The 336-nt window shown below is 42.3% G+C and carries 1 protein-coding gene; it reads left to right on the top strand.

Annotation, left to right across the window (positions count from 1 at the left end; genetic code table 11):
• Positions 1-207: 207 nt before the first annotated feature.
• A partial coding sequence (locus AACQ14_RS24870; RefSeq protein ID WP_353514045.1) for an AzlC family ABC transporter permease occupies positions 208-336 on the top strand: 129 nt, incomplete at its 3' end.

The following is a 336-nucleotide window of genomic DNA, read 5'->3' as shown; positions in this document are numbered from 1 at the left end:
AACTTCTCCCAGCAAGTTTCAAAAACAAGCAGTTTTGCACAAGAACTAAAAACGATTCCCCTGTAAACTCTTTCAAAATATTGAAGGAGTGCGTTAATGCCAAGTAGAACAGCTATTGCTGGGGGATCTACCCCAAGTGCTTTTAAAATTATGTATCAAGCCATCGTTGATATATTCCCGCTTTCACTCGCTGTGGTGCCTTGGTGAATTCTGTGTGGCTCATTAGCAATCACTGTCGGTTTAACCCCGTTACAAGCTCAACTCATTTCATTTTTAATTTTTGCGGGCGCAGCTCAACTTGCCGCATTAACTATGATGGGCGCAGTTGGCTCTTTA

This window comes from Vallitalea maricola (assembly GCF_036985595.1).
In the GTDB taxonomy this organism is placed as follows: domain Bacteria; phylum Bacillota; class Clostridia; order Lachnospirales; family Vallitaleaceae; genus Vallitalea; species Vallitalea maricola.
This window is presented reverse-complemented; position numbering and strand designations above follow the sequence as displayed.